Source organism: Cupriavidus sp. SHE, assembly GCF_000812445.1.
Classification (GTDB): domain Bacteria; phylum Pseudomonadota; class Gammaproteobacteria; order Burkholderiales; family Burkholderiaceae; genus Cupriavidus; species Cupriavidus metallidurans.
Genome location: NZ_JWMB01000030.1, coordinates 64,083 through 84,219 on the forward strand (window position 1 = coordinate 64,083; position 20,137 = coordinate 84,219).

A 20,137-nucleotide genomic window follows, 5' to 3' on the forward strand; every position below is an offset into this window, starting at 1 on the left:
ACGTTTGTGCAGGGGAGGGGTGTTGGGCGCGCAAAAAGAAAAAGGCCGATGCTTTCGCATCGGCCTTTTTCTTATATTGGTTGGCTCCCCGACCTGGGCTCGAACCAGGGACCTACGGATTAACAGTCCGGCGCTCTACCAACTGAGCTATCGGGGAACAGCTGAGAAGGAAATTATAACCAGCCTCTCTTCGTTTCGTCAACAACTTTTTAACGTTTTGTTTTCGCTAGAAGTTGTTGCCAGAACTCTGGTTCGCCTCGAAACCGGCTTGCAGCGGGCGTTTCCACCTTTTGCAGCGTTGCCGTGTTTAGCAGCGAGGCCGCATTATAGCCAGCTTTTCGATTTATGCAAACAAAAAAACCGCCCGGAGGCGGCTTTTTTGTTTCGGTTCCGATGTCAGTCGAAAACCGGCGTCTCCACGCCAAGGACCTTGTGCAGCTTCGGCGAGGTCGTCGTGTACTGCATGTGGATCTTCTTGTCCGGGAAGATGTACGGCGCGGCGCCGAAAGCAGCCAGCGCGGCTTCGTGGAAGCCCGACAGGATCAGCTTCTTCTTGCCCGGATAGGTGTTGATGTCGCCAACCGCGAAGATGCCCGGGATGTTCGTCTCGAACTTCTCGGTGTCCACCTTGATCTGCTTGCGCTCGAGGTCCAGGCCCCATTCGGCGATCGGGCCGAGCTTCGGCGACAGACCGAAGAACACGAGGATGTCGTCGACGGGCATACGACGGGTCACGCCGTCGGCGCCGGTCACCTTGATCTCGGTAAGCACGCCGTCCTTCTCTTCATAGCCGCCGATCTGGCCGACCATGAATTGCATTTCCATCTGTTCGCACAGCTCGCGCATCTTGGCCACCGATGCCGGTGCGGCACGGAAACCATCGCGGCGGTGGATCATCACCACCGACTCGGCCTTGCCCACCAGATCCAGCGTCCAGTCCAGCGCTGAATCACCACCGCCGACGACGACCAGATTGCGGCCGTGGAAGCGGCTCGGATCCTTGACGCGGTAGAACAGCTGCTTGCCTTCGAACTTGTCGATGCCTTCCACCTTCAGCGTGCGCGGCTGGAACGAGCCAACGCCGGCGGCGATGAAGATGGTCTTGGTAATGAAGCGGGTTCCGAGCGATGTTTCGACGAAGAAACGGCCGTCTTCGCGGCGCTCGACGACGCTCACTTCCTGGCCCAGATGGAACGTCGGCGAGAACGGCTCGATCTGCTTCAGCAGGTTGTCGGTCAGTTCCTGGCCCGTGCAGATGGGCACGGCCGGGATGTCGTAGATCGGCTTGTCCGGATACAGCTCGACGCACTGGCCGCCCACTACCTTGAGCGAGTCGATGATGTGTGCCTTGATTTCGAGCAGCCCCAGTTCAAAGACCTGGAACAGGCCGACCGGGCCAGCGCCCACGATCAGCGCGTCAATTTCCAGCGGCTGACCGCCAGGGTTCCCGCCGGCCTGATGGGTCGCGTCGGCCACGGGGTTAGGAATGCTCAAGTCCATATTCGTCCTGATACGTTGTGGGCACACGTGTGCCCGGCATTGCTAGAAAGCGCGGGGGACGGCTCTCTCTATTTTCTTTAGCGCTGCAGGTATTGCAGCTTGTCGGTGGCGTCCTTCCATTCCTCGGCCTCGGCCAGCGGGGCCTTGGTCTTGGTGATGGACGGCCAGATCCGGGAGAGTTCGGCATTCAGTTCGATGAACTGTTGCTGATCGCCCGGCACGTCTTCCTCGGCGTAGATCGCGTTGACCGGGCACTCGGCCACGCACACGGCGCAGTCGATGCATTCGTCCGGGTCGATGGACAGGAAGTTCGGGCCTTCGCGGAAACAATCGACCGGACACACATCAACGCAGTCGGTATAGCGGCAACGGATGCAGGATTCGGTGACAACGTGAGTCATTTCGGTTCCAGAAAAACGGATCGGTCTTCAAATGGGGGAGGTCCAAGGCCGCATTCTTGCCCGGCGTTCCCGCCAGTCACCCGACATGCGTCAAGCGCAGCGCAAGTCAATCGGGATAACTTGGGGCGAACGGGGGCCGTGGCCTTTCAAAGACCGATATTGTAGCCGAGCCTTCCCGCAAGAATAGCGAGTCTATATAGCTGGGTAAGATAGTTTTCTTATTTCTTTATGTGTTTTGTTGGCAATCCAATTCGAAAGTCGGCCTGCCAGGCGGCTTTCGTGGCGTTCAGGGCATCGAAACCGGTGGCGAACCGCTAATATTCTCCCTACGATGCCTGTGGCTACCCGGGGTAAAAGTGCGGCCGCGGGCCCTTGCGGGACATTCAGACTACGCAACATCCGACCGGGGACCCATGCCATGCAGGCACGCCTTCTGTTCCGACTCGCAGTTTGCCTGGCCACAGCAATGCTAGCGCCGCTGCCGTTGGCCGCCCAGACGCTGGCGCCGACGAACGGCTCCGCGGCCATGGCCGATAGCGTGGTCTCCCGGCTGGTGGCCTGGCGGGCGCGGACGGACCAGCCGGTCACGCTTTCATCGCTGACGGCGTTTGAGTGGGATAGCTTCAGCGTGGTCCGTGCGGCCGCCGGCGACCCGATGGCCAATTGCAGCCGCGAAGGTCTCGTGCCATGCGGCCCGGACCTGCACCCGCCACCCGGCTCGATGATCCAGGTGCTGCGCTTCGAGCGGGCCGGCCGTTCGGTCTACCAGGAGCGCATCATGGTCACATCGGCCAATTTCGCCGATCCTTTGCCGACTGCGGTGCCACGCGCGCAGGCCACGCTGGTCACCTGCCCGGACGAGCAGGGGGTGCCGCTCTGGTGTGTGCAGACGCCCCGCAAGTCGGAACAGAAACCGCCGCAAGGGCTGCGCTCGCTCGATGGCGGCTGACGACGCCAGGCTACGCCAGCGCGCCTCCGCGATACTTTCGGTTAGCATGATGGCCTGACTTCCGGTATGCCCCCGTCTGGCCTCGTTATGATCATCCGTTCCCTGCTCGACACTGACCTGTACAAATTCACGATGATGCAGGTGGTGCTGCATCACTTCCCGCAGGCCCAGGTGGAGTACCGTTTCAAGTGCCGCAACTCTGGGGTCGACCTGACGCCGTACGTCGACGAGATCCGGTCCCAGATCACGCAGCTTTGCCAGTTGCGATTCACCGACGATGAACTTGATTACCTGCGCGGCCTGCGCTTCATCAAAAGCGACTTTGTCGAGTTTCTGGCGCTGTTCCATCTGAACGAGAAGTACGTGCAGGTGCTGCCGTCGGTCAAGGGTAATGGTGAAATCGAGATCATCATCAAGGGTCCGTGGCTTCATACGATCCTGTTCGAGATTCCGCTGCTGGCCATCGTCAACGAGGTGTACTTCCGACGTACCCAGCCGAAGCCCGATCTGGCGGAGGGCCGTCGCCGGCTGCAGGCCAAGCTGGAGTTGCTCGCGGCGCCGCCCTATGTGGATTGCGTGATCGCGGACTACGGCACCCGCCGCCGGTTCTCGCGCGACTGGCAGGAGGAGGTTCTGCTGTCGATGCGCGACGCCATTGGCCCGCAATTGGCCGGCACCAGCAACGTCCACTTCGCGCGTCTGCACAACATGACGCCGCTTGGCACGATGGCGCACGAGTACCTGCAGGCCTGCCAGGCCCTTGGGCCGCGCCTGCGTGATTCGCAGGTCTACGCGCTGGAGCGGTGGGCACACGAATATCGCGGCGACCTTGGCATCGCGCTTTCGGACACCTACGGCTTCGACGCATTCCTGCGGGACTTCGATCTCTATTTCTGCAAGCTTTTCGACGGCGTGCGACACGACTCGGGCGATCCGTTCGAATGGGGCGAGCGGATGATCGCGCACTACGCAGCCAACCGCGTGGATCCGCGCGGCAAGACGCTGATCTTCAGCGATGCGCTGGACATTCCCAAGGTCATCGAGCTCTACGAGCGATTCCGTGGTCGTTGCAAGCTCGCTTTCGGTGTGGGCACCAACCTGACCAACGATCTTGGCTACAAGCCGTTGCAGATCGTGATCAAGATGGTGCGGTGCAATGGGCAGCCCGTGGCCAAGCTATCGGACACGCCTGAGAAGACGATGTGCGACGATCCCGGCTATCTGTCATACCTGCGGCAGGTGTTCGCGGTTCAGGCCCCCGCTTAGGAAATTTCAACCGCGCACACCAGGGCGCTTTCTACAATCGGCCTGTCCCTTCAACCGCCACATACTCACATCGCCATGGAAACCAACGCCGCTCGTGACCGCATCTTCGCCCGCATCCGCGCTGCCCAGGGCCGGGGGCCCGCCGTGACCGAAGGTGAGCGGGAGGCAGTGGCCGATTATCTGGCGCGACATCCGCAGGGGCCGCAGCCTCCGGTTGACGGCGATCGTGCCGCTGGGTTCATCGCGCAGGCGCAAAAGATGGCCTCGACCGTGGATCGCGTGGCGACCTTGTCCGAAGTTCCGGCGGCCGTGGTGCGGTACGTGGATGGGCTGAAGCTCGTGCGCCATGCCGTGGCATGGACCAGCCTGGGCAGCTTGCCGTGGGCGGAGCAGGGGATGACGGTCGAATGCCGCCCGCCGCTGCGCGATCCGCAAGGTGACCATGACCATGGCGACCTGGTCGGCATCACGGGCTGCTTCGTGGCGATTGCAGAGACTGGCTCGCTAATGCTGCTATCGGGCCCAGACACGTTTGCGTCGGCAGCGCTGCTGCCCGAGACCCATATTGCGGTGGTACCCGTGTCGCGCATCGTGGCCAATCTTGAAGAAGCCTTTGCGCAAATGCGCGCCGAGCATGGTCAACTTCCGCGCGCCACCAATATCATCAGCGGTCCATCGCGAACCGGCGATATCGAGCAGACCATCGTGCTGGGCGCGCATGGCCCATACCGGGTGCACGTGATTCTCGTCGATCAGGGCTGATCGTCGCCTCACGCGCCGCAACAGGCGCATTTTGAGACCTTTCTCCGAGGGGTTTGCTTTACACTGGCCCTCTTCACGAGAAAGGAGAAATCCACACGATGCGACGTGTCAGCACACTGCTTCCCCATTGCCTGCTTGCGCTTGTTGGACTGCTGCCGGGGTGGGGCCACGCGGCCGACCTCGACGGGGCGGCGCTAGCGCCAATCTGGGGACTGCCGTTTGCCGGCATTCTGTTGTCGATTGCGCTGTTTCCGCTGTTCGCGCCCAAGCTCTGGCATTACCACTACGGCAAGATCGCCGCGGCGTGGGGCCTGCTGTTCCTGGTGCCGTTCGCGACGGTCTATGGCATGCATACCGCGGCGGCCAACGTCGTGCACGCGCTGCTGTCCGAGTACATTCCATTCATCGTGCTGCTGACCTCGCTATATGTGGTGGCGGGTGGTATCTGCGTGCGCGGCAACCTGCATGGCACGCCAAAGCTGAACACCGGCATTCTCGCGCTGGGCACGTTGCTGGCCAGCATCATGGGCACCACCGGCGCGGCGATGCTGCTGATCAGGCCGCTGCTGCGTGCCAACGACAATCGCCGGCATGTGGCGCATGTCGTCGTGTTCTTCATCTTCCTCGTGGCAAACGCAGGCGGCGCGCTGACGCCGCTCGGCGATCCACCGCTGTTCCTTGGTTTTCTGAAGGGCGTGGACTTCTTCTGGACCATGCGCAACATCCTGCCCGAGACGATCTTCATGTGGGTGCTGCTGCTGGCGCTGTTCTACGTAATCGATCGTCACTACTATCTGAATCGGGAAGAGGAACTGCCGGTCAGACAGGATCCGACGCCTGATTCGCGGGGCATCCGCATCGAAGGCAAGGTGAACTTCGTGCTGCTGCTGGCCGTCATCGGCCTGGTGCTGATGAGCGGGCTGTGGAAGCCCGGCATCGTGTTCGATGTGATGGGCACGGACGTGCCGCTGCCGGCAGTATTGCGTGACGTTCTGCTGGTCGTGGTCACCGTGGCGTCGCTCATCGTCACGCCGCATGTTGCGCGCGCAGGAAACGAGTTCAACTGGGAGCCGATCCTCGAGGTCGGCAAGCTGTTTGCCGGCATCTTCCTGACGATTATTCCCGTGATCGCGATGCTCAAGGCCGGTACGGATGGCGCTTTCGCGGGCGTGATTCGCGCGGTCAGTGATGGCAATGGGCAGCCTATCGACAGCATGTATTTCTGGGCCACAGGCATCCTGTCGTCGTTCCTCGACAATGCGCCGACCTACCTTGTCTTCTTCAATACCGCTGGTGGTGATCCGGCCACGCTGATGACGCGCGACGCTTCGACGCTGGCGGCGATCTCCGCTGGCGCGGTGTTCATGGGCGCCAATACCTACATCGGCAATGCGCCGAACCTGATGGTGAAGGCAATTGCTGAAAGCCGTGGCGTGAGGATGCCGAGCTTCTTCGGCTACATGGCCTGGTCCTGCACTGTGCTGCTGCCGCTGTTCCTGGTGATGACGCTCCTCTTTTTCCACGTATGACTGATATGAAGCCCTCCATTCTGGTCACCCGCGCAATCTTCCCCGACGTCATCGAACGGCTCGCGCAGTACTTTGACGTCGATGACAACCAGGAGGATCTGGTGCTCGACAGCGCCGCACTGCGAGACCGACTGGCGGGCAAGGCGGGTGTTCTGGCTAACGCTGCGGACCGGATCGACGGCGAGCTGGTGGGGGCTTTGCCGCAGTTGCGTGCCGTATGCAACATGGCGGTCGGCTACAACAACCTCGATCTGCCTGCGCTGACTGCGGCCGGCATCGTCGCGACCAACACGCCTGACGTGCTGACGGAAACCACCGCGGACTTCGGCTGGGCCCTGCTGATGGCAACGGCGCGTCGCGTGACCGAAGGGGAGCACTATCTTCGGGCCGGCAAATGGGAGCGCTGGAGCTACGACATGCTGGTCGGCATGGACGTCCAAGGCAGCACGCTGGGTATCCTCGGCATGGGGCGTATCGGCCAGGGGCTGGCGCGACGCGCGGCAGGCTTCGACATGCAGGTGCTTTATCACAACCGGAGCCAGTTGCCGGACGATGTCGAGCGTTCGCTCAATGCGCGATACGTGAGCAAGGCGGAACTGTTGCAGCAGTCCGACCACCTCATCCTGGTGCTGCCGTATAGCGCCGAAAGTCATCATGCCATCGGCGCAGCGGAACTCGCGCAGATGAAGCCGACTGCGACGCTGATCAATCTCGCGCGCGGTGGCATCGTCGACGACGCCGCGCTTGCGGCGGCACTGCGCGCGCGCAAGATCTTTGCAGCGGGTCTTGATGTGTTCGAGGGCGAGCCGAGCGTGCATCCGGATCTGTTGACCGTGCCGAACGTCGTACTGACGCCTCATATCGCCAGCGCTTCCGAGAAGACGCGCCGCGCCATGGCCAACCTGGCCGCAGACAATCTGATCGCCGCGCTGGACGTGGGTCCGCAGGCCGGGAAGCCGCCAACTGTCGTCAATCCTGACGTGATGGCGCGTCGTCGCTGATTGCCGGGCGGCCCAAGACATGTCACTGGTTTCCATCCTGACCCTTGCAACCGTGGTGGTGGCGGTGCTGCTGCTACTGGTGCTGGTATGGCGCACGCAGGGCAAATCCGCTGGCGCGGACCTGCAACCACTGCTCGGCGAGTTGCGTGACGACGTGCGCGAGGATACCGCGCGTGGCCTGGAGCGGCTTGAGCGCGAAGTGCGCACGGAAATCGCCGAAAGCGCGCGCGCCAATCGCGGTGAAGCCGGACAGCAGATGCTGCGATTCCAGCAGACGCTGTCGACGCATCTGACGAGCAGCGCGACGGTACAGCAACAGCAGCTTGCGCAGATGTCGGAAGCCAATGAGCGGCGGCTGGTGGAGGTGCGTACGACGCTGGAGCAGAAGCTGCGCGACATCGAGGCCAACAATGCCGCCAAGCTTGAGGAAATGCGTCGCACCGTGGACGAGAAGCTCCACGCCACGCTGGAGCAGCGGCTCGGTGAATCGTTCAAACTGGTGTCCGATCGTCTGGAACAGGTCCATCGTGGACTCGGCGAGATGCAGGTGCTGGCGCAGGGCGTAGGTGACCTCAAGCGCGTGCTGACCAACGTGAAGTCGCGCGGCACATGGGGCGAGGTTCAGCTTGAGATGCTGCTCGAGCAAATACTCACGCCGGATCAGTACGCCAAGAATGTCGAAACGGTCCGCAGTTCTGGCGCGCGTGTCGAGTTTGCCATCCGTCTGCCTGGGCGAGAGTTGGAGAGCGGGGCGGTCTGGCTGCCGATCGACGCCAAGTTCCCGAAGGAGCAATACGAGCGCCTGATCGACGCCCAGGACCGGGGTGATGTGGACGGAGTGAACAGTGCGAGCCGTGAACTCGAGGTCGCAGTGCGGCGCGAAGCCCAGACGATCTCGGAGAAGTATCTGTCGCCGCCCGCAACGACGGACTTTGCGATTCTGTTCCTGCCTACCGAAGGGTTATATGCCGAGGTGCTGCGGCGTCCGGGACTCACAGACCTGCTGCAGCGAGACTATCGAGTGACTGTGGCTGGCCCAACGACGCTGACCGCTTTGCTCAACAGTTTGCAGATGGGTTTCCGCACGCTTGCATTGGAGAAGCGATCGAGTGAAGTCTGGGAGGTGCTCGGCGCCGTGAAAACCGAGTTCGGCAAATTCGGTGAAGTCCTCGCCAAGACGCGTGACACGTTGGTACGTGCGGCTCGGAACATCGAACAGGCCGAAGTCCGTACCCGGCAAATGGAACGCAAGCTGCGTACCGTCGAGGCGTTACCTGGAGATTTGGCGGAACAGCTACTGGGAACGGGCGAGAAGCCCTCAGTGGATGCAGACGCTGCGGAGCAGGGGCAGGCGGAAGGCCTGTAGTCTCTCAGATTCGGACGCGTTCTCGGAGCGTCCACAAGGCTGCAGATCAGCCGCCGGGAAAGGCGGCGAAAGTCACAACAATTGCCTACGGCACATCCAGCTTGTGGCGCCGCGCGGGACCGGCGCAGCGCCTGAGTGACAGTCGAAACGGCTTACTGACGATCTTCGGGCGTCAATTCGCGCACGTGAACTTCGATGCCGCCGAAGCGGGCAGCCACCCAGTTGTATGCCTTGCAACCGAGCCAGAGCAGCCCGAATCCGATCAACGCGTTGAGGATCAGGGCCGTGAAGACGGTGATGCCGGGCAGGTCGCCGTAGCGAATGAAGGCGACGAACAGGCCCATGGCGACGATCGGTACGGAAAAGCACAGGTAGACCAGCACCAGCGCGCGAGCGGTCTTGACAGGGTGGAGGTACGCGATCTCCTGGTTCATGACGACAGACACAATATTCGGGGATTCGGATTTTCGTGCTGCAAGTGTAGCGATTGGGGCTTGCGACGCCTAGTCTGCCCCTCTTGTGGATGGGCAATTCGGATGGCGGGGCGCGGCTTTTGCCGCCGAATGCGGCACAAAAACGACACCCTCGCAGGGCTTCGCCGTACCGCTGCGCTTAGATCAATCCGTCGAAAAGCATGATTTCGACGCTTTCCCCAGTTTCCACAGTGCCTTGTTCATGCGCGAGCACGATAAAGCAGTTGGCTTCGCTCATGGACCGCAGCACCCCTGAGCCCTGCTGGCCCGTGACGCGGACTTCTAGCGTGCCATCGGCACCGGGGGCGAGAATGCCTCGCTGGTATTCGGTACGGCCCGGTTTCTTGCGAATGGTTCCGGCACTGCGCACGCGCATCAGCGGGAGTGGGGCGACCTTCGCACCCATCAATCGATGCAACGCTGCCCGCACGAAATGGTAAAACGTGACCATCACAGCCACCGGATTGCCTGGCAGACCGAACAACAGTGCGTCGCGGCCATTCGACGTGATGCGTCCAAATGCCATAGGGCGGCCGGGGCGCATCGCGATCTTCCAGAAGGTGACGTCGCCCAGTTGCGCCATGATCTGCTTGGTGTAGTCCGCTTCTCCGACGGAAACGCCACCTGATGTGATGATCGCGTCGGCATTCTCGCAAGCGCTGCGGAACGCGGCTTCCAGTGCTTCCGGGTCGTCCCGGACCACGCCCATGTCGATCAGGTCGACATTGAGGCGGCGCAGCATACCGTGCAGTGTGTAGCGGTTCGAGTCGTAGACGCAGCCCGGGTCCAGTACCTCGCCGATCGAGCGGAGCTCGTCGCCGGTGGAGAAGAAGGCCACGCGCAGGCGACGGCGCACTTTGACTTCGGCCACACCAAGCGAGGCCAGCAGGCCGATATCCGCTGGCTGAAGGATGCGGCCCGCAGCAAGCGCGGCCTGCCCGCTGGCCAGATCCTCGCCACGCAGCCGGCGGTTGTCGCCGGCGCGCACGGCATCAGCCGCGAAACGGATCTGGTTGCCACCGGCCTGGATCTCAACAAATTCCTGAGGCACCACCGTATCGCAACCGTCGGGCATGACCGCGCCAGTCATGATCCGTACGGCTTGCCCCGGGCCTGCCGGGCTACCAAGCGCATTGCCGGCGTAGGCCGTGCCGATGACCTGAAGCACCACGTCGCTCCCGGCGTCGGCCAACGCCGCGCTGCTGAACGCGTAGCCGTCCATCGCGGAATTGTCATGCGCCGGCACGTCGATCGACGAGATCACATCCTCGGCCAGCACGCGATCGAGTGCGGTGCGGATCGCCAGTTGTTCGATGCCGCCAACAGGCTCGATCACATCGCCAATGATGGCGTTGGCCTTCGCCACGGGCAGGGCGGAGGGGTCGTAGTCTGACAGGCAGGAGATGACGGATTGAAGCGAAGGCATGGCGTAGTCTCGTGGCGCGCCTGACAGTCTGAACAGAGACAGTGGGCGGCGCGCGTGTACTCGGAAGGCGAGGTCTTGAGCGTAGGCTGGAAGTCTAACCCGCGCGCTTCTCGCTTTCGTGCATGTGCAGTTCGTCGAGCGTGTTGATATTGGCGAAGGCCGCGGCATCGTCGAACGGCACTTCCACCAACCGATGGCTGGCCGCCCAGGTCTCGATCTTGCGGCCGCCACCGTTCAGATAGGCGACCAGGCTGTCGATGGCCGATGCCGGCATCAGGCAGAACACGGGCTGGGTCTGGCGGCGGCCGTCAGCGTCGATCGTCACCGGAATCGCCAGTTCGGCGTCCTCGGTCTCGATGGCCTGGGCCAGCCTTTGCACCAGATCCGTGGGCAGGAATGGCGAATCGCAAGGCGCCGTCACCATCCAGCCGGTCTGGCATTGCTCGAGCCCTGCCAGCATGCCGGCCAGGGGACCTGCGAAGTCGGGCACGGAATCGGTGACGACCGGCACGCCGAACGATTCATAGGCGGCAAGGTTGCGATTGGCGTTGATCAGCATCGCGCCGGTCTGCGCGGAAAGGCGCATCAGCGTATGCATGGCCATCGGCACGCCGCGAAGCGGTTGCAGGCCCTTGTCCGTGCCGCCCATGCGGCTGCCTCGGCCGCCGGCCAGGATCAGGCCGGTTATGTCGTCGCGTGAAATCATGGATCTCGAGGATTGGGGCGCGGTGCCCGGAAGGGCATCACCCGCCGATATAGGACATCTCGATCTTGCGCTCGGCGCGTGCCGCGCGAATTGCCGGATCGCTGCGCTGTTCGGAATAGTTGTCGGTGCGGCCTTGCCAGACCTGGGCGATTGCGTTGGCGATCTCCAGGTCGCTGTGCCCACCGCGCAGCAGGGCGCGCAGGTCGTAGCCCTCGGTGGCGAACAGGCACAGATAGAGCCGACCTTCGGTCGACAGCCGGATGCGGCTGCAGTCTCCGCAGAAGGCCTGCGTGACGCTCGAAATCACGCCGATCTCGCCGCCGCCATCCCGGTAGCGCCATCGCTCTGCGGTCTCGCCCGAGTAATTGGCGGCCACAGCGTCCAGCGGAAACACTTCGTCGATCCGGCGCACGACTTCGGCCGACGGAAGGACTTCGCCCATCTGCCAGTGGTTGCTGGCGCCCACGTCCATGAACTCGATGAAGCGCATGATGATGCCGCTGCCGCGGAAGTGGCGCGCCAACGGCACGATTTCGCCGTCGTTGGTGCCACGCTTGACTACCATGTTGACCTTGATCGGCGCCAGCCCGACGGCTTGCGCCACTTCGATGCCGTGGAGCACGTCGCGCACGGCATAGTCGACGTCGTTCATCTTGCGGAAGATCGAGTCGTCAATGGCATCGAGGCTCACGCTGACGCGGGACAGTCCGGCGTCGCGCAACGACTGCGCCTTGCGTGCGAGCAGCGATGCGTTGGTAGTCAACGTCAGGTCCAGCGGCTTGCCCGATACGGTTTCGATGCGCGCGAGCATTTCCACGAGTCGCTCGATGTTCTTGCGCAGTAGCGGCTCGCCGCCGGTCAGACGAATCTTCTCTACACCCTGCGAGACGAAAATGCGCGCGGTGCGCTCGATCTCTTCGAAGCTCAGCAACTCGGAGTGGGGCAGGAACGTGTAGTCCTTGTCGAACACTTCCTTCGGCATGCAGTACACGCAGCGGAAGTTGCAGCGGTCCGTGACCGAGATACGCAGGTCATGCAGTGGCCGGCCGCGCGTATCGGCAACGAGTCCGTTCGGCGCAACCAGGTGCGAAGGAATGCTCGGCACCATCGAACGGTATCGATGGTCGCGCAGGTCGAGAATGGGGATGACGGTATCGGTCATGGCCAGGGTGAGGACGGAGGCTCTTCGGCGCGCGGGCGCCCGGGAGGCCTTTCTGTCAGCCATTCTAGCCGAGCGGCATCGGGCATCGTGGATGACATTATTGCCATAGGGTCACAGTTTGCCCGAGGCAGCTGCAATACAGCTTGCGGCATTGCAGCAAGTCAATCAATCCGCAAACAAAAAAAGGGGACGGCTTCTGGCCGTCCCCTTTCCCCTTGCCGGCGCGCGGTCAGCGCGCGAGGCAATTACTGCTGTTGCTGTGCAGCGGCTTGCTGTACGCCACCGGTCTCGACCAGAACCATCGGGCCTTCCGGCAGCGGCGGTAGCGGCTTGCGCTCACGCGGCACGCGCGGTGCCGGCACGATCTGCGAAGCGGCTTCCTGTGCGGCGCGGTGCTTGTCGCCGTCCGTACGGACCCACTCCAGGCCAGCCGCAGCCAGCATCGGCTCCAGGTTCTCGGCGCTTGGCGCGGCGGTCACCGGCGTTGCGGCCGATACGACTGCCACGGTTTCCACCACGGCTGCAACCGGGGCTGCAACCGGGGCTGCAACCGGGGCCGGGGCGACGTCCGGTGTGACGATGACAGGTTCCGAAATCACCGGAGCAGCTGCCACGGGAACGGCTACCACCGGCGCAGTCTCGACCGGAGCGGGCGTCACTACCGGCGCCGCTTGCGGCTCGGCCACGGCTGCGAAGACGGGCTCGGATGCCACCGAAGCGACCGGTGCTGCTGGGGCCACTTCCGCCGGCGTCACCGCCACGGCCGTTTCGACAGCCTTGACGCTTTCAACGGCCTCGGCAACAGCGGGCTGGAAGCCAGTCGACTCAGATTCCGATTCCGTCACGCCTGCGCTGACTTCGGCCAGATTGGCTTCGTCGCCGTCAATACCTTCGGCATTTTGCGCAGTGTCATCACGGTCGCGGCGATAGCGGTTGCGGCCGCGACGATTGCGGCGGCGGCGTTCTTCGCCTTCACCGGTCTCGGCACCTTCCACACCAGCCGGCAGTTCCGTGGTGCCTGCTTCCGTGGTCACGGCGACCATTGCGGCGGCTGCGACGACCGGCGCTACCTGGGCGGCGCCGACGGCCAACTGCGGCGCTTCAGTGCTCAGTGCCTCGTCGGTCTCGCGGGCCTCATTGCGTTCGCGTTGACGCTCGCGCTGACGCTCGCGGCGTTCCTGGCTGCGCTCGCGGCGGCCTTCCTGGCGTGCCTCGGCACGTTCCGGCTGGGCGATTGCCGGGGTGGTCTGGCCTTCGCGAGGCGCGCGTGCCGGGCGTTCGCCACGTTGCTCACGCGGCTCGCGCTGCTCACGTTGTTCGCCGCGTTGCTGCTCGCCGCGTTCACCACGCTGGCCACGACCCTGACGGTCACCGCGCTGTTCGCCACGCTCGCCGCGCTGGCCACGGCCCTCGCGACCTTCACGGCCTTCGCGTCCCTCACGGCCTTCACCACGGCCTTCGCCGCGTTGACCGCGCTCGCGGCGGCCTTCACCACCACGCGACGGGGTTTCGGCTGCCGGCTTTGCCGGTGCCTCGGGTGGCGTGGCCGGCTTGGCGCCGAACAGGCCCTTGAGCCAGGCAATGAAACCGCCGCTGGCCACCGGCTGGGTTGCCGGTGCGGGGCGCGCCGCAGGTGCCTCTGGGCGCACGCGCTCAGGGCGCGGCACCGAAACCGGAGCCGGCGCGTCGGGCGTGATGCCCTTGACGGCCGCTTCCTGACGCGGACGTGCTTCTTCCTTCTTGCGGCTGCTGTAGCTCGTGTCGGCCTCGAGTTCCTTGGCGGCAGCCTCGGCCATGCGGTAGCTGGCGGTCGATTCTTCCAGGCGCGGATCGTCGTGGCGCAGGCGCTCGAGCTTGTAATGCGGCGTTTCGAGGTGCTTGTTCGGGATCAGCAGCACGTTGACCTTGAAGCGCAACTCGATCAGGTTGATTTCCTGACGCTTTTCGTTCAGCAGGAAGGCGGCCACTTCCACCGGCACCTGGCAGTGGATGGCGGCCGTGTTTTCCTTCATCGCCTCTTCCTGGATGATGCGCAGCACCTGCAGGGCGGACGATTCGGTATCGCGGATGTGGCCCGTGCCGTTGCAGCGCGGGCAGGTGATATGCGAGCCTTCGGACAGGGACGGACGCAGGCGCTGGCGCGACAGCTCCATCAGGCCGAAACGGCTGATCTTGCCCATCTGCACGCGGGCGCGGTCGTGGCGCAGCGCATCCTTCAGGCGCGTTTCCACATCCTTCTGGGCCTTGCCGGACTCCATGTCGATGAAGTCGATCACGATCAGGCCGCCAAGGTCGCGCAGGCGCAGCTGGCGGGCGATTTCGTCTGCCGCTTCCAGGTTGGTGCGCAGCGCGGTTTCCTCGATGTCCGCACCCTTGGTGGCGCGGGCCGAGTTCACGTCGACGGAAACGAGGGCTTCGGTGTGGTCGATCACGATGGCGCCACCCGACGGCAGCATCACCATGCGGGAGTAGGCCGATTCGATCTGGTGCTCGATCTGGAAGCGCGAGAAGAGCGGCACGTCGTCGCGGTACTTCTTCACGCGACTCATGTTGTCCGGCATGACCACGCTCATGAAGGCGCGGGCCTGCTCATAGATCTCGTCGGTATCGATCAGGATTTCGCCGATATCGGGCTGGAAGTAGTCGCGGATCGCGCGGATCACGAGGCTGGATTCCAGATAGATCAGCAACGGGGCCTTGTTGTCGCCGGCGGCGCCGTCGATGGCCTTCCACAGTTGCAGCAGGTAGTTCAGGTCCCACTGCAGTTCTTCGGCGGCACGGCCGATACCGGCGGTGCGCGCGATGATGCTCATGCCTTCCGGCACTTGGAGCTGCGCCATCGTCTCGCGCAGTTCCTGGCGGTCTTCGCCCTCGATGCGGCGCGAAACGCCACCACCGCGCGGGTTGTTCGGCATCAGCACCAGGTAGCGGCCGGCCAGCGAGATGAACGTGGTCAGGGCTGCGCCCTTGTTGCCGCGCTCTTCCTTCTCAACCTGGACGATCAGTTCCTGGCCTTCGTGCAGGGCGTCCTGGATGCGCGCGTTGCGCACGTCCACGCCGTCCTTGAAGAAGGCGCGCGCCACTTCCTTGAACGGCAGGAAGCCATGGCGCTCTTCGCCGTAGTTGACGAAGCACGCTTCCAGCGAGGGTTCGATCCGGGTGATGACACCCTTGTAGATGTTGCCTTTGCGCTGTTCGCGCCCGGCAGTTTCGATGTCGATGTCGATCAGTTTCTGACCATCGACGATGGCGACGCGCAGTTCTTCCTGTTGCGTCGCGTTAAACAGCATGCGTTTCATCGCAATACCTCACTCCAGTGCCGCGGGTGCCAAATGTCATGAATCGGCCATGCCCGCAACGGTCCAGGGAGCACGCGAGGAAAGTGAGCGAGGGCGGGAGAATTGCCAAAGACGCCAGCACGCGCAAAAACGCGGCCGGCTGGGCGCGGGTGAAAGGAGAAGCTGTCGGCGAATTGGCCGTCCCTGTGGACGGGCAGTCAGTTGGGTCGGGAGAGCAATGCAATATTGCTCCTGATACAGCGACCTCTGGCGGATACCGGCTGGCCGGGGGCGGGGGGACGTGTACGCCGTGCCGGCGGCACAGGCTTTCGTTTCCCCTCGCAGCCGGGCCGGGGTGGCCAAGACGCGTCAAAGAGCAAGTTATCCGGACGCGGCGTGCGCATGCCGATACCAATCCGACCTGTGTGCTGGCGGGCGCGCCACTGCTTCTTGGCGTTCTACGTCAGGGCGCCAGACAATCCGGGTGTTATGAACCACGCCGGATCGCGGCCGATTTGCAGGTCGGTTGGCAGGCTGGCCTGCCGGGCCGGCACCGATTCCCGGTGCGGGCGGTCTTCTCTCACCGATGTGGATGCCCGATGGCGGGCATCCACATTGAATTCTTTTCTACCTGAACACTCAGTTTCCACGTGTCGACCGGTTCGATGCCGAAGTTACCTCTGGGCAACTTCCTGCGTGCCGGCGCGGCGCGTGCGTGCTGCTGATTGCCACCATTCGCCTGTCCGGCGCTTGCGGGGTACGCAATAAGCGGGGGACGGGCCGGGTCGATGGCAACCCGAAGTGTAAAATGCGAAATCTTGCGCGGATACTGGTGGGACTACCCAATTCAATCTGTTGGGTGTCCCGCATGTTCCTGCCCGATGCGCTGCGAAAAATGGCTGGCAAATCCGGGCAGGTTTTCAGGGCTCGCGCCAAACCTCGCTTACACAGGTCGTGCGTTTCCGGTCTTTGGCCGGTAACGGCCGGGAAATTATATTGAAAATGAATGAGTTACGCCATCAAATTGCAACGGAGCCGCAATCGCGCCCCAGCGGGCTCCAAGTGGCGTACGTGACAGTCGACGAAAGTTCGGAAGGGCAGCGCATCGACAACTTCCTGTTGAAGGTGGCCAAGGGCGTGCCCAAAAGCCACATTTATCGCGTGCTGCGCTCGGGCGAAGTGCGCGTCAACAAAGGTCGGGTCGACGCCACTTATCGGCTGCAGAACGGGGATGTGGTGCGTATCCCGCCGATGCGCGTGGCGGAGAAGGCTGCCCCGACCGGTGGTTTCGTGCCTGCCGGCGAGTTTCCTGTGCTTTTTGAGGATGCCGCGCTGCTCGTGATCGACAAGCCGGCCGGCGTGGCCGTGCATGGCGGGTCTGGGGTGGCCTTCGGTGTGATCGAACAGCTACGCCGTGCCAGGCCGGAGGCGAAGTTCCTCGAGCTGGTCCACCGGCTCGATCGGGAAACGTCCGGAATCCTGGTGCTGGCGAAGAAGCGTTCTGCGCTGGTGCACCTGCACGAGCAGATTCGTGGCAACGGCATGGACAAGCGGTATTTCGCCTGCGTGGCGGGCGAGTTTCCGAACACGCGCCAGCATGTGAAGCTGCCTCTATATAAATACAGCACGCCGGACGGCGAACGCCGCGTGCGTGTGCAGGCGGACGGGTTGGCGTCACATACGGTATTCAATCGCATGGAGGCCTTCGATGGCTACACGTTGCTGGAGGCCGAACTGAAGACCGGACGGACGCACCAGATTCGCGTGCATCTGCAATCGATTGGCTTCCCGATCGTTGGTGATGATAAATATGGCGATTTTGCGCTCAATAAGGCGCTTTCTCGCGGCGGCGCCAAGCCGGGGCTGAAACGCATGTTCTTGCATGCACACCGGCTCACGCTGACACATCCGGCCACCGGCGCGTCGATGACGGTGTCCGCGCCATTGCCTGCCGAGTGTGTTGAATTTCTGCAACAATTGCGGCAAGGGCGACCAGCGCGCGACGCGGACTGATCCGTACGCACGTCGCTGTTAGCGCTCACACACTTTCAGTATCCAACAAGGACCGCAATGGCCAGGCAGCGCTTCGACCTGATCGTCTTCGACTGGGATGGAACCCTGATGGATTCCACCCCGACCATCGCCAAATGCATACAGCTCGCTAGCCGTGACCTGGGACTGCCCGTGCCGGATGACAGCGCGGCCAGCCATGTGATCGGACTCGGCCTGAAAGACGCGCTCTCGTATGCAGTGCCGACGCTCGATCCCGCCGACTATCCGCGTCTGGCGGAACGCTACCGCTATCACTTCCTGACGCGTGACGCCGAACTGGTGCTGTTTCCGGGCGTGCTCGACATGCTCGAGGCGCTTCACGCCGAGCATTACTTCCTGGGCGTGGCCACCGGCAAGACCCGAGTCGGACTCGAACGCGCTCTGGCGGCAACTGGCATCGGCAAGCTGTTCGATGCCACGCGCTGCGCCGACGAAACGTTCTCGAAGCCGCATCCGGCCATGCTCCACGAACTGACGCGCGAACTTGGCCAGGATATCGGGAGGACCGTGATGATCGGCGACACGACCCACGACCTGCAGATGGCCATCAACGCTGGCGCGCAGGGGCTTGGCGTCTCCTACGGCGCGCATCCGGCGGAATCGCTGCGTGAGATGTCGCCCGTGCATTGCGCGACGTCGATTGCCGACCTGCAGGCCTGGCTGCTCGCTCATGCCTGAAGCATTGCTGGAACCGCGGCGCCTTTGCGCGGCAGAGGAACTGGTCGACGGTGGCGCAGGTGTGCGCTTTGCCGTGCGTCTCAACACGCGGGAGATTGGCGCGTTCGTCGTGCGATACGACGGTGCCGCGCACGGCTATCTGAATCAGTGCGCCCATGTGCCGATGGAGCTGGACTGGCAGGAAGGCCAGTTTTTCGATAGTGCGGGCTTATACTTGATGTGCGCTACACATGGCGCGACCTACGCGCCGGACACCGGCTTGTGCGTGGGTGGCCCGTGCAAGGGGGCCGCGCTCGCCAAGCTCCGGATCGAGGAGCGCGAGGGCGCGGTCTTCTGGTTGCCTGAACCCCCATTTTTCCCGCTCGACGCCGAGTAAGGCGGAGCGGGACGTCATCTGACTTTATCGAGTCCATTCGCATGACAGAACAGCAAAATCCGCCGAACGAACCGGGTCAACCTCAAGATCGCGCAGGCGACGACAGCAAGCTGGAGACGGCAAAGCACGCCGAATTCCCGCTGGAGCGGGAGCTGCAGGCTGGCGACGACGCGGCCAAGCGCGAAGCTGACGAGCGTCGCGCCCGCCTGGCAGGCAAGGGCGGTCCCGTTGGAGGCAGCAGCGGCGGTGGCAGTGGTGGTAGTAGTGGCGGCTGGGAGCGCGACGTGCTCGAGAAGGTGCTGATGGCCTCCCTGCGCGAGCAGCGCTCGGCGCGACGCTGGAAGATCTTCTTCCGCTTTCTTACCCTCGCCATCATTGCACTGATTCTCTACGCGGTGATCGACTTCAAGGGGGATGTGCTGAGTTCGACGAGCGGTCGCCATACCGCCATGGTCACGCTCGACGGCGAAATCGCCGCCGGCACCACGGCCAGCGCGGACTCTATCAACGCCGCGCTTCAGGCGGCCTTCGAGGACACATCGGCGGCTGGCGTGATCCTGAAGATTAACTCGCCAGGCGGCTCGCCGGTACAGGCCGGCATCATCAACGACGAGATTCACCGCCTGCGCAAGCTGTATCCGGACAAGCCGTTCTACGTGGTGGTCGAGGAAATCTGCGCATCGGGCGGCTATTACGTGGCCGCCGCAGCCGACAAGATCTATGTCGACAAGGCCAGTATCGTCGGGTCGATCGGCGTGCTGATGGATGGCTTTGGCTTTACGGGCCTGATGGACAAGGTCGGCGTCCAGCGCCGCCTGTACACGTCCGGCGCCAATAAGGGCATGCTCGATCCGTTCTCGCCGGAAGTGCCACGCCAGAAGGGCTACGCGGAGTCCATGCTCAAGGAGATCCACCAGCAGTTCATCGACGTGGTGAAGGAAGGTCGCGGTGATCGGCTCAAGAACGATCCCGAACTGTTCTCGGGGCTCTTCTGGTCGGGTGAGCGCGCTGTGGAGCTGGGGCTGGCCGATGGCCTGGGTAGCGCGGACTATGTGGCCCGGGACCTGTTCAAGGCCGAGGACATCGTCGACTACACGGTCAAGGAGAACATCGCCGAACGCATGGCCAAGCGCTTCGGCGCGGCTGCTGGATCGGCGGCCATGAAGTTGATGATGATGAGTGCAACCGTGCCTTCGGTGCGGTAATCGGCGC

General features: G+C 63.2%; 17 protein-coding genes and 1 tRNA gene. 10 read left to right on the forward strand and 8 right to left on the reverse strand.

Annotated features, from left to right (window positions below; translation table 11 throughout):
- Positions 1–81 precede the first annotated feature (81 nt).
- The 3 genes from RN01_RS16400 to fdxA form a co-directional block, all read right to left on the reverse strand.
- A tRNA-Asn gene (locus tag RN01_RS16400) sits at positions 82–157 on the reverse strand.
- A gap of 239 nt (positions 158–396) precedes the next feature.
- Positions 397–1,500 carry an NAD(P)/FAD-dependent oxidoreductase gene (locus tag RN01_RS16405; protein ID WP_008648409.1) on the reverse strand — a complete coding sequence of 368 codons (1,104 nt, stop codon included), beginning with the start codon at positions 1,498–1,500 and terminating at the stop codon, positions 397–399.
- Positions 1,501–1,577: 77 nt separating this feature from the next.
- Entirely contained in the window at positions 1,578–1,901 is a 324-nt protein-coding gene (fdxA, locus tag RN01_RS16410; RefSeq protein ID WP_008648407.1) for a ferredoxin FdxA, read from the reverse strand.
- Positions 1,902–2,319: 418 nt separating this feature from the next.
- On the opposite strand from fdxA, the gene RN01_RS16415 reads away from it, so the two are divergent.
- The 6 genes from RN01_RS16415 to RN01_RS16440 all read left to right on the forward strand — a co-directional run bounded on the left by RN01_RS16415 (position 2,320) and on the right by RN01_RS16440 (position 8,774).
- A complete protein-coding gene (locus RN01_RS16415) occupies positions 2,320–2,850 on the forward strand; it encodes a hypothetical protein (RefSeq protein WP_024569912.1) in 531 nt (176 codons plus the stop codon).
- Positions 2,851–2,937: 87 nt separating this feature from the next.
- Positions 2,938–4,116 (forward strand): nicotinate phosphoribosyltransferase, encoded by a 1,179-nt coding sequence (gene pncB, locus RN01_RS16420; protein ID WP_017514700.1) that lies wholly within the window; start codon positions 2,938–2,940, stop codon positions 4,114–4,116.
- A gap of 75 nt (positions 4,117–4,191) precedes the next feature.
- Positions 4,192–4,878, forward strand: coding sequence for a lactate utilization protein C (locus RN01_RS16425; RefSeq protein WP_024569911.1), 687 nt, complete (start codon positions 4,192–4,194; stop codon positions 4,876–4,878).
- Positions 4,879–4,976: 98 nt separating this feature from the next.
- Positions 4,977–6,407, forward strand: coding sequence for a sodium:proton antiporter (locus RN01_RS16430; protein ID WP_017512343.1), 1,431 nt, complete (start codon positions 4,977–4,979; stop codon positions 6,405–6,407).
- Positions 6,408–6,412: 5 nt separating this feature from the next.
- Complete coding sequence (locus RN01_RS16435; RefSeq protein ID WP_017512344.1) at positions 6,413–7,408, forward strand: D-glycerate dehydrogenase; 996 nt, start codon at positions 6,413–6,415, stop codon at positions 7,406–7,408.
- Positions 7,409–7,427: 19 nt separating this feature from the next.
- Positions 7,428–8,774, forward strand: coding sequence for a DNA recombination protein RmuC (locus RN01_RS16440; protein WP_017512345.1), 1,347 nt, complete (start codon positions 7,428–7,430; stop codon positions 8,772–8,774).
- Between the two features lie 152 nt (positions 8,775–8,926).
- Here the strand turns inward: RN01_RS16440 and RN01_RS16445 are convergent, their stop codons facing one another.
- From RN01_RS16445 to RN01_RS16465, 5 genes are all read right to left on the reverse strand, one after another.
- Positions 8,927–9,208: a hypothetical protein gene (locus tag RN01_RS16445; RefSeq protein WP_008648396.1), complete on the reverse strand. Its 282-nt coding sequence runs from the start codon at positions 9,206–9,208 to the stop codon at positions 8,927–8,929.
- A gap of 178 nt (positions 9,209–9,386) precedes the next feature.
- Positions 9,387–10,673, reverse strand: a complete 1,287-nt coding sequence (glp, locus tag RN01_RS16450; RefSeq protein WP_017512346.1) for a gephyrin-like molybdotransferase Glp — start codon at positions 10,671–10,673, stop codon at positions 9,387–9,389.
- 94 nt (positions 10,674–10,767) lie between these two features.
- Positions 10,768–11,379 (reverse strand): molybdenum cofactor guanylyltransferase MobA, encoded by a 612-nt coding sequence (gene mobA / locus RN01_RS16455; RefSeq protein WP_008648393.1) that lies wholly within the window; start codon positions 11,377–11,379, stop codon positions 10,768–10,770.
- A 37-nt stretch (positions 11,380–11,416) separates the two neighbouring features.
- Entirely contained in the window at positions 11,417–12,541 is a 1,125-nt protein-coding gene (gene moaA, locus RN01_RS16460; protein ID WP_017512347.1) for a GTP 3',8-cyclase MoaA, read from the reverse strand.
- Positions 12,542–12,786: 245 nt separating this feature from the next.
- Entirely contained in the window at positions 12,787–15,840 is a 3,054-nt protein-coding gene (locus RN01_RS16465) for an Rne/Rng family ribonuclease (RefSeq protein ID WP_017512348.1), read from the reverse strand.
- Positions 15,841–16,821: 981 nt separating this feature from the next.
- Between RN01_RS16465 and RN01_RS16470 the strand changes: the two genes are divergently transcribed.
- From RN01_RS16470 to RN01_RS16485, 4 genes are read left to right on the forward strand one after another with little or no spacing between them, the layout of a single operon-like run.
- Positions 16,822–17,832, forward strand: coding sequence for an RluA family pseudouridine synthase (locus RN01_RS16470; protein ID WP_017514983.1), 1,011 nt, complete (start codon positions 16,822–16,824; stop codon positions 17,830–17,832).
- Between the two features lie 57 nt (positions 17,833–17,889).
- Positions 17,890–18,549: an HAD-IA family hydrolase gene (locus RN01_RS16475; RefSeq protein WP_008644829.1), complete on the forward strand. Its 660-nt coding sequence runs from the start codon at positions 17,890–17,892 to the stop codon at positions 18,547–18,549.
- Positions 18,542–18,925, forward strand: a complete 384-nt coding sequence (locus RN01_RS16480) for a Rieske 2Fe-2S domain-containing protein (RefSeq protein ID WP_017514984.1) — start codon at positions 18,542–18,544, stop codon at positions 18,923–18,925. Before RN01_RS16475 ends, RN01_RS16480 begins: the two co-directional genes overlap by 8 nt.
- Before the next feature lie 41 nt (positions 18,926–18,966).
- Entirely contained in the window at positions 18,967–20,130 is a 1,164-nt protein-coding gene (locus RN01_RS16485) for a S49 family peptidase (RefSeq protein WP_017514985.1), read from the forward strand.
- Positions 20,131–20,137: the final 7 nt, after the last annotated feature.

What these genes read in the sequence shown, in the direction of transcription:
- RN01_RS16430 (WP_017512343.1), top strand. Translation starts at nt 4,977, where the DNA reads ATGCGACGTGTCAGCACACTGCTTCCCCATTGCCTGCTTGCGCTTGTT.
- fdxA (WP_008648407.1), bottom strand. Translation starts at nt 1,901, where the DNA reads ATGACTCACGTTGTCACCGAATCCTGCATCCGTTGCCGCTATACCGAC.
- RN01_RS16415 (WP_024569912.1), top strand. Translation starts at nt 2,320, where the DNA reads ATGCAGGCACGCCTTCTGTTCCGACTCGCAGTTTGCCTGGCCACAGCA.
- RN01_RS16480 (WP_017514984.1), top strand. Translation starts at nt 18,542, where the DNA reads ATGCCTGAAGCATTGCTGGAACCGCGGCGCCTTTGCGCGGCAGAGGAA.
- RN01_RS16440 (WP_017512345.1), top strand. Translation starts at nt 7,428, where the DNA reads ATGTCACTGGTTTCCATCCTGACCCTTGCAACCGTGGTGGTGGCGGTG.
- glp (WP_017512346.1), bottom strand. Translation starts at nt 10,673, where the DNA reads ATGCCTTCGCTTCAATCCGTCATCTCCTGCCTGTCAGACTACGACCCC.
- mobA (WP_008648393.1), bottom strand. Translation starts at nt 11,379, where the DNA reads ATGATTTCACGCGACGACATAACCGGCCTGATCCTGGCCGGCGGCCGA.
- RN01_RS16465 (WP_017512348.1), bottom strand. Translation starts at nt 15,840, where the DNA reads ATGAAACGCATGCTGTTTAACGCGACGCAACAGGAAGAACTGCGCGTC.
- moaA (WP_017512347.1), bottom strand. Translation starts at nt 12,541, where the DNA reads ATGACCGATACCGTCATCCCCATTCTCGACCTGCGCGACCATCGATAC.
- RN01_RS16435 (WP_017512344.1), top strand. Translation starts at nt 6,413, where the DNA reads ATGAAGCCCTCCATTCTGGTCACCCGCGCAATCTTCCCCGACGTCATC.
- RN01_RS16470 (WP_017514983.1), top strand. Translation starts at nt 16,822, where the DNA reads ATGAATGAGTTACGCCATCAAATTGCAACGGAGCCGCAATCGCGCCCC.
- pncB (WP_017514700.1), top strand. Translation starts at nt 2,938, where the DNA reads ATGATCATCCGTTCCCTGCTCGACACTGACCTGTACAAATTCACGATG.
- RN01_RS16475 (WP_008644829.1), top strand. Translation starts at nt 17,890, where the DNA reads ATGGCCAGGCAGCGCTTCGACCTGATCGTCTTCGACTGGGATGGAACC.
- RN01_RS16425 (WP_024569911.1), top strand. Translation starts at nt 4,192, where the DNA reads ATGGAAACCAACGCCGCTCGTGACCGCATCTTCGCCCGCATCCGCGCT.
- RN01_RS16485 (WP_017514985.1), top strand. Translation starts at nt 18,967, where the DNA reads ATGACAGAACAGCAAAATCCGCCGAACGAACCGGGTCAACCTCAAGAT.
- RN01_RS16405 (WP_008648409.1), bottom strand. Translation starts at nt 1,500, where the DNA reads ATGGACTTGAGCATTCCTAACCCCGTGGCCGACGCGACCCATCAGGCC.
- RN01_RS16445 (WP_008648396.1), bottom strand. Translation starts at nt 9,208, where the DNA reads ATGAACCAGGAGATCGCGTACCTCCACCCTGTCAAGACCGCTCGCGCG.